The organism is Bartonella sp. ML70XJBT (assembly GCF_028618425.1).
Lineage (GTDB): Bacteria > Pseudomonadota > Alphaproteobacteria > Rhizobiales > Rhizobiaceae > Bartonella.
Window position 1 is genome coordinate 1 of sequence record NZ_JAQISX010000037.1, and the last position, 6357, is coordinate 6357.

Consider the following 6357-nt stretch of genomic DNA (forward strand, 5'->3'; position numbering starts at 1 on the left):
CATTTCTAAAGTCTCGTAATGCGCGAATGCGATAAACCTTACGCAAATAAATTTCATCTATTTCATCAGTCAGTTCGTATTTCTTTTCCATAGTGACAGCCTCTTAATGCATGCTTTGTCTTTTAAGTTCTTGAGACAGAAGCCCAATGCCTTTTGTGGTAATTTTTGCGCAAGGAATGACTTTTTCTATTCCACTAGCGGTTTGAAGTGTGATAGTTGGACAGTCCATAAGTTGCTTTTGGATTTTGTCTTGATAAGGGAGTAAATTTCCACCTGCTGCACGTCTATAAACCCAACCTTTTTCTTGTAAAAATTGAATGAACTGTTTTGGTTGCATCTCAAGTATTTTAGCGGCTTCTGTAAGACCAAAGAGCCCATCATGACGCTGTAAGCTTTCAAGTGCCATTGCCTTTGGTTTTAAATTTGCAATAATGTTATCTTTTTGTTCATTTTCATTTTTGAGATACGTTAAAACACCAAGCATAACTTGAGGGCTTGAGTAGTCGATTTGTGGTATTGCTGCTTGCTTTTCCAATTCTTGCCACCGATCAATTATTTTTGCTCGTAAGGCAGTGCTATAACCAGATACGAGAATTAAGCATTCACGTTTAGGGAGATTATAACAAGGGCGGCTTTCCCCTTTGCTATCAAGATAATAACCACTAAAATCAACCACCCCAAATTTGGGGGCGTTAAGTTCTTCAAGCATTTTCTTGATATCACGCATAACATGGTCATGTCTTTTACTGCACAATTCTGCAATTTCACGACTAGACATGGTTGGAACAGTTGTGTTTTGAAAATTGTTTTCAGATGTTATAATAAGGCTTTTCATCATCACCTCCTTAATTAAGAAAAACATAAGTTTTGGTATAATATTCTGCCATAGTTTCTATGGCGCTCTGCTTTAGCGATTTTCTTTGCTGCGTGAATTTTGAAGTAATGATTATCAGTTTTATCTGTTTCTATTTCAGATTTTGGACAAATCTTCTGTCTGTTCCATTCTTGTTTTGTAAAAACAAAATCCACGCCTTCTTTTAGATCAAACTTTTCAACACAATCGTTAAACCAAGTGGAAAAATCTTGTTTCAAATGTAAGTGCCTATGCATTACATGGGCTTTGATCATTTTGGCATAACCAATTTTGTTGTCTACCTCGTTTTCAGGTATGAGATATCCTTCACTATCATTATCATGTGTGTTCATAAGTTTACTCTAATCAATTATTGATGGGAAAAGGGGAGGCGCTTTTTAAACGCCCTTCAAAATTTTAAAGCACATCACAAGGACGCAAACGGTGCTGTTGTTCATAAGTACCGTACATTTCATCTTCATATTTTTCTTCTGCGATCTCTTCTAAAATTTCATTGTAGATATCACTTTCACGTATAAAGTAATGAACTTCCCTCTCCTCATAGAGATGGTCGATATTTTCTTTTACATATGCTTCTGCAATCTGTTCAGAAATGTCTTCACAACTCTTTTCAGAAGGATTTATACGAAAGATTTGGATGGCATCATCTCCCTCATCAACAATGCTTAGAATTTGGCTTGCATCAAGCGGTCCAGACTCTGCAATGTTTTGATCATCATCGTAGGTAACTAATAAAATTTCATCAGAATTTATAAGAATTGGCTTTTCCATAATTTCCCCTCCCTAACGCCTAATAGCGATTGTTTGTGTTAATGTAATTTAATCTACACCAGATCGGCTTTTGCTTCTTCGTGATATGTTGTTATAGAGGAGTATACCGTAAAGGATTATTATGGTCAAGCCATTTTATGCTAAAGTGGTTTTTTATAAATGAACTTTAATATTTATTACGAATCGGTTTGAGTATTGTAGCGTTCAGTGTAGAGGCATGATACTTTCTAGTATCCCGTAAAAAAATAAATCAGTTAGCTGTATTTGAAATTTATATGCAGGAAAAATTGGGGCAGTGTACAGACAGAGCCAATCGATGGGTAGATAACGCCGTAGTTTTTTATAAAAACTGCGGACGAACAAAAAAACCCCGCTTCAGCGGGGCATACATAGGTTGTTAGAATATCTTATAAATATTTTTTTGCTGTTTCTCTTATTCTGTCTGCAAAATCATAAATATTATCTAGCGTTTCAATACCGACTTTTTCATCAATATCAGTATCGAAAAGGGCTAGTTGCTTATGTTTTCTGTTAAAGTGCAGTCGAACCAACGGCTTTCTGTTATTATTGTCAATTAAAATAGCGCAGTACGACTTTGCATCTCTGATAACAATACGGTCGGCAGAAATAACTTCGCGCGCAATTGCCTTGACAATCATGAAGCCTTCAACTTCCTCTTCGGTCGTTATTTTGGCATGTTCATTACCAATAGATGTAGCAATATTATCTTGCTTGTCGGTTTCAGTTGTTGTTTGTAAAGCACTAGAAAGCCGACTTTTTACCGCATCAGATATTACTTCGCGAAACGCATTTTTAGTAACACCTGTGAGCATTTCTAAGACATTAGCAGTCAGGCGCCCTTCATAAACATCCGCACAAGCAACACGAACAAAACCTTCGGACGGATTTTCTATTTCTTTTTGGATGTTTTGTTTTATTCCAGATACATATTTGAGCTGCTCGGCTGTCACCAATATATTTTCAATATTAAATGCTGAGCGTTCAAACTTTTTAAGCTCTGTAAGTACCACAGTATTGTATTCTATTACATCAAAAGTAAGGAATGGCCTATTATCGAGCTTGTTTGCAGCATCAAGATCTGTGTAAAAATGAAAAAATCGACCATTTGTCAAAATCGCGAATTTAGCATTCGTTACACTAAAGTATCGATATAATTGACTTAAATGCTTTGAACTCAATTCGCAAGATATCGGTTTGCACTCAAAAAGAATACGTATCTCACCGTCTATACGGATAGCATAGTCAACTTTTTCACCTTTTTTACCAACGGCATCAGCAGTAAACTCGGGAATGACTTCAAGTGGATCGAAAATATCATACCCAAGTGCGCGCAGAAACGGTAAAACGACCGCTGTTTTGACCGCTTCTTCAGTTAACATAGTATCTGAATGATTTTTGACTTTATCAGCTATTATTTTTAAGCTCTCGTCTACTGTCCCCATTCCCGCTTCTCCTTTGTTTTCAGGGTTTTCTTAAAATCCAAAGAACTTTCCCAACTATACGAATCTCCTCTCCATCAGTTGCCCCATTTATTTTGATAGGTTCTTGATGATTGGGTTCAGTACTTTCAGGCCATAGTTCAAATCCACTAATAGTTTGACGTATACGTTTAGCTGTACGCTCAATCATTTGACCATTGAATCGGCTGCGTTCAACTATCACGAGATCGTTAGGTTCCACATTAATGCCGGCTTTTATTATGTCTACGCAAATAAGTTGATCACCATCACGAGCAATTTTGTTAAGGCAGTTGCCCTGGATTTTTAAAGCAAATTGAAAGTGAGCTGGGTATTTCGAGGTGCTGGGTACATATTCTATGTCATCAAATCCAAAATCCATATCTTCGACCGACATCCACGAGCTAGCAGCAACTTTTCCTATCACCGGTATCATTCCAATAGCATTAGATATGGGATGTATTTCCTCGTTTTCTGGGAAAAGAAGATTAAACGGCTTTACACCAAGATGTGGTGCTAACTTTTCCGCCCACTCTTTGGTTAATTTTCGCTCACCTTTTTCAAGCCGTTTTATTTGAGGTTGCGTGGTACCAGCTTTTTCAGCCAATTTCACCTGTGTGAGTCCCAAATCTTTCCTCAATTTTTTAATTATATGCATGCTCTAAACCTTACACCAAGACTGCTTATTTAACAAAGTCCATAAAGGTATTTTTTTATTGACTAAAAAGTCTTTTATGGTATTTATTTGAGTTATGGAAAAATTGAAATCATATCTCACACGAAATAAACTATCTCAAGCCGAATTTGGGAAGCAAGTTGGCGTAGCACAGAGTACGATTAACAGGTATTTACGCGGCTTGCGGTTTCCTGAGCCTGAAATTGTCTTAAAGATTGAAAAGACAACCAATGGTATTGTTCGTCCCCTTGACTGGTATGTCGATTTATACCCACGCCCCTCTCTTGAAGAGGTGGGCGTGCCACTTACTACAGCTGATAACAAACACCCACAGCACCATTCACACTCATAAGAAGAAAGATCATGAGAAACGGGATATTGAAGAAACTTTACACACGGATTTGTAGATTAATAGGTTGTAACACGAAAATCGAGAATGGAGATAGATTGGTGGAAGAATGGAGAAAAGTACCATATCGTGACTGTAGCGTAGAAGATCTTGTAAAACGACACGAAACTCACACAACAATTCTTAAAAAACAAGAAGAATGGCATAAGTCAAAATTTGATAGTTGGATGAGATGGCATGAAGCCACTCTTGCAGAGCGAGATAAGTCAATTGAACAACAGCAAGTAGTACTTGAAAACCTATCCTCTTTAATTAAGCAAAAAAATAAGACACTGTATGAACAAAGATTAAAGTTGGCTTCACAAATGGAGCTAATTGATAAATTAAATAATAAAATCATTTGCTTAATTAACAAAAAAGAAGAACCAAGATTGATCGATTTTATTTTTGCAGGAGAATGCTTTTAATTTTGGTGTCATTAATCCCAAAAATGAGGATTATCAGCCAAAAAGGAATATTCAGGGCCAAATTCATCATATGTATCTTTTGAGCGAGGATATGAAGCCCAAAAATGAACGGTGAATGTTTCCTCTGGGTTAACAATCGAAGTGTGGTCAAGTGTAAAATTTGCAATGTTGTGGGAATTAGGCTTACGACAGCTAATTATGAAATCTAAAAAAGTATAGCATTTAGCACGTATAATGAAAAAATTCAAAGCGAACTCTGATGAAGCATTTGATTTTATATTTTGGGGACATAAAGCAATGAGTTTTGGAGTTGTTCTTTTAATGACAAGGTGTTCACCTGAAGTTTTAGATGGCCATCTAACGAAAGGGCAAGCATTTTTAACAAACTTAAAGGGACTTTTTTTCGATATGCGTATATTCCTTATCATTATATCTTCTCTAGTAAGATTTTTAATGCACAATTTCACCCTAACGCGTGAAGTGCCTTCATATTTTTGTGGGAAGAATACTGCCTTCAATTTCAAATATGGTCCCAAATCCCGTGCTTTTTTATCTTCTAATAGAATAGCTGTCTGGGTTTCTGATGCTGTAGTTTGTCGTTGGAAGATTTTAAGCTGTTTTTTTAAGCTTCGTTGTTGCACAAAAAGTGTCACCATTCCAGTAACTACAGTAGCAATGATAGGAGCAATCGTAAGATTATTACTTATCCAGTGCAGCAAAAATACAGCACTATCATTTATCCGATGCAATAAGAATACAACCTTATTAACTATCCACTCTTGCATCATAACTCCCCCCACTTTTTTAGAATCGTTGGGAGGATACTTTTTCATAAACATCTTTGCAAGACAAGCAATCACAACGCGCTCTGTCATAGCGCACATATAAATACGTAGAGCCTTAAGGGGGGATTATGATCACGCATGCACAAACCATTCTCTGTCTTGATCTAGGTAGCAAGACTGGCTGGGCTATTTGCGGTGCTGATGGTCACATAACAAGTGATACAGAACATTTTCAATCACGCCGTTTTGAAGGCGGTGGTATGCGTTATCTGCGCTTTAAGAAGTGGCTTACTGAACTAAAGAGATCTGTTGATGAAATTGACGCGGTGTATTTTGAAGAGGTGCGCCGGCATGTGGGTACAGACGCTTCTCATATTTATGGGGGCTTTCTAGCAACCTTAACAGCGTGGTGTGAACATCATCAGATACCATATGAAGGCATTCCTGTTGGCACAATTAAGAAAGCGACAACAGGGAAGGGTAATGCTTCAAAAGAAGAAATGATTAAGGCAATATGTTCCAAAGGACATACGCCTAAAGACGACAACGAAGCAGATGCTTTAGCAATTTTATATTTAATAAAAGAAGGGGATGCGCATGTCTAATGCAATGCCATGGATAAGATTCCATTTGTATGACTGGATAAGTGGTACAAATGGAATGACATCTAAACAAAGAGGCGTTTATATCAGGCTTCTTGTTCGCATGTACGATAAAAAAGCACCAATTAAAGAAGATTTTGAAACGCTTGCACGTGTTTGCAATTGTTCACAAAAAAAGTTTGCGACTATTGTCGAATATCTCATGAGAAATAATAAACTTGTTGAGACAGATGATGGGTTGTGGAATACGCGTGTTGAAAAAGAATTAAAAGAAGCTGCTTTTACTCAAGAGCAGGAGGGCAACTATGACGAATAAATTGCCTTGGGTACGTAATTTTTATCAAGAATGGATTAT

10 protein-coding genes are annotated in these 6357 nt (G+C 37.0%); 4 read left to right on the plus strand and 6 right to left on the minus strand.

Annotated features, from left to right (window positions below):
• Positions 1–103 precede the first annotated feature (103 nt).
• The 5 genes from PVV65_RS08760 to PVV65_RS08780 form a co-directional block, all read right to left on the minus strand.
• Positions 104–835 carry a Rha family transcriptional regulator gene (locus tag PVV65_RS08760; protein WP_273789905.1) on the minus strand — a complete coding sequence of 244 codons (732 nt, stop codon included), beginning with the start codon at positions 833–835 and terminating at the stop codon, positions 104–106.
• Between the two features lie 14 nt (positions 836–849).
• Positions 850–1206 (minus strand): antA/AntB antirepressor family protein, encoded by a 357-nt coding sequence (locus PVV65_RS08765; protein WP_273755875.1) that lies wholly within the window; start codon positions 1204–1206, stop codon positions 850–852.
• Positions 1207–1270: 64 nt separating this feature from the next.
• On the minus strand, positions 1271–1645 hold the full coding sequence (locus tag PVV65_RS08770; protein ID WP_273755802.1) for a hypothetical protein: 375 nt from the start codon (positions 1643–1645) through the stop codon (positions 1271–1273).
• 407 nt (positions 1646–2052) lie between these two features.
• The gene (locus tag PVV65_RS08775; protein WP_273755789.1) at positions 2053–3108 is read right to left on the minus strand and encodes a type I restriction endonuclease; all 1056 of its coding nucleotides are present in this window, start codon (positions 3106–3108) and stop codon (positions 2053–2055) included.
• 19 nt (positions 3109–3127) lie between these two features.
• Positions 3128–3781: a LexA family transcriptional regulator gene (locus PVV65_RS08780; protein WP_144755024.1), complete on the minus strand. Its 654-nt coding sequence runs from the start codon at positions 3779–3781 to the stop codon at positions 3128–3130.
• Between the two features lie 94 nt (positions 3782–3875).
• On the opposite strand from PVV65_RS08780, the gene PVV65_RS08785 reads away from it, so the two are divergent.
• Together PVV65_RS08785 and PVV65_RS08790 are read left to right on the plus strand one after the other, a co-directional pair.
• A complete protein-coding gene (locus PVV65_RS08785) occupies positions 3876–4151 on the plus strand; it encodes a helix-turn-helix transcriptional regulator (protein ID WP_273789900.1) in 276 nt (91 codons plus the stop codon).
• 98 nt (positions 4152–4249) lie between these two features.
• On the plus strand, positions 4250–4615 hold the full coding sequence (locus PVV65_RS08790) for a hypothetical protein (protein ID WP_273789901.1): 366 nt from the start codon (positions 4250–4252) through the stop codon (positions 4613–4615).
• An 11-nt stretch (positions 4616–4626) separates the two neighbouring features.
• Here PVV65_RS08790 and PVV65_RS08795 read toward each other — a convergent pair whose 3' ends face one another.
• The gene (locus PVV65_RS08795; protein WP_273789902.1) at positions 4627–5490 is read right to left on the minus strand and encodes a hypothetical protein; all 864 of its coding nucleotides are present in this window, start codon (positions 5488–5490) and stop codon (positions 4627–4629) included.
• A gap of 38 nt (positions 5491–5528) precedes the next feature.
• On the opposite strand from PVV65_RS08795, the gene PVV65_RS08800 reads away from it, so the two are divergent.
• The gene (locus PVV65_RS08800) at positions 5529–6005 is read left to right on the plus strand and encodes a crossover junction endodeoxyribonuclease RuvC (protein WP_273789903.1); all 477 of its coding nucleotides are present in this window, start codon (positions 5529–5531) and stop codon (positions 6003–6005) included.
• Positions 5998–6318: a YdaU family protein gene (locus PVV65_RS08805; protein ID WP_273789904.1), complete on the plus strand. Its 321-nt coding sequence runs from the start codon at positions 5998–6000 to the stop codon at positions 6316–6318. Before PVV65_RS08800 ends, PVV65_RS08805 begins: the two co-directional genes overlap by 8 nt.
• Positions 6319–6357: the final 39 nt, after the last annotated feature.

Excerpts from the sequence above, each read along its gene's own strand:
- PVV65_RS08760 (WP_273789905.1), bottom strand. The coding sequence starts at position 835 with ATGAAAAGCCTTATTATAACATCTGAAAACAATTTTCAAAACACAACT.
- PVV65_RS08765 (WP_273755875.1), bottom strand. The coding sequence starts at position 1,206 with ATGAACACACATGATAATGATAGTGAAGGATATCTCATACCTGAAAAC.
- PVV65_RS08770 (WP_273755802.1), bottom strand. The coding sequence starts at position 1,645 with ATGGAAAAGCCAATTCTTATAAATTCTGATGAAATTTTATTAGTTACC.
- PVV65_RS08775 (WP_273755789.1), bottom strand. The coding sequence starts at position 3,108 with ATGGGGACAGTAGACGAGAGCTTAAAAATAATAGCTGATAAAGTCAAA.
- PVV65_RS08780 (WP_144755024.1), bottom strand. The coding sequence starts at position 3,781 with ATGCATATAATTAAAAAATTGAGGAAAGATTTGGGACTCACACAGGTG.
- PVV65_RS08785 (WP_273789900.1), top strand. The coding sequence starts at position 3,876 with ATGGAAAAATTGAAATCATATCTCACACGAAATAAACTATCTCAAGCC.
- PVV65_RS08795 (WP_273789902.1), bottom strand. The coding sequence starts at position 5,490 with ATGACAGAGCGCGTTGTGATTGCTTGTCTTGCAAAGATGTTTATGAAA.
- PVV65_RS08800 (WP_273789903.1), top strand. The coding sequence starts at position 5,529 with ATGATCACGCATGCACAAACCATTCTCTGTCTTGATCTAGGTAGCAAG.
- PVV65_RS08805 (WP_273789904.1), top strand. The coding sequence starts at position 5,998 with ATGTCTAATGCAATGCCATGGATAAGATTCCATTTGTATGACTGGATA.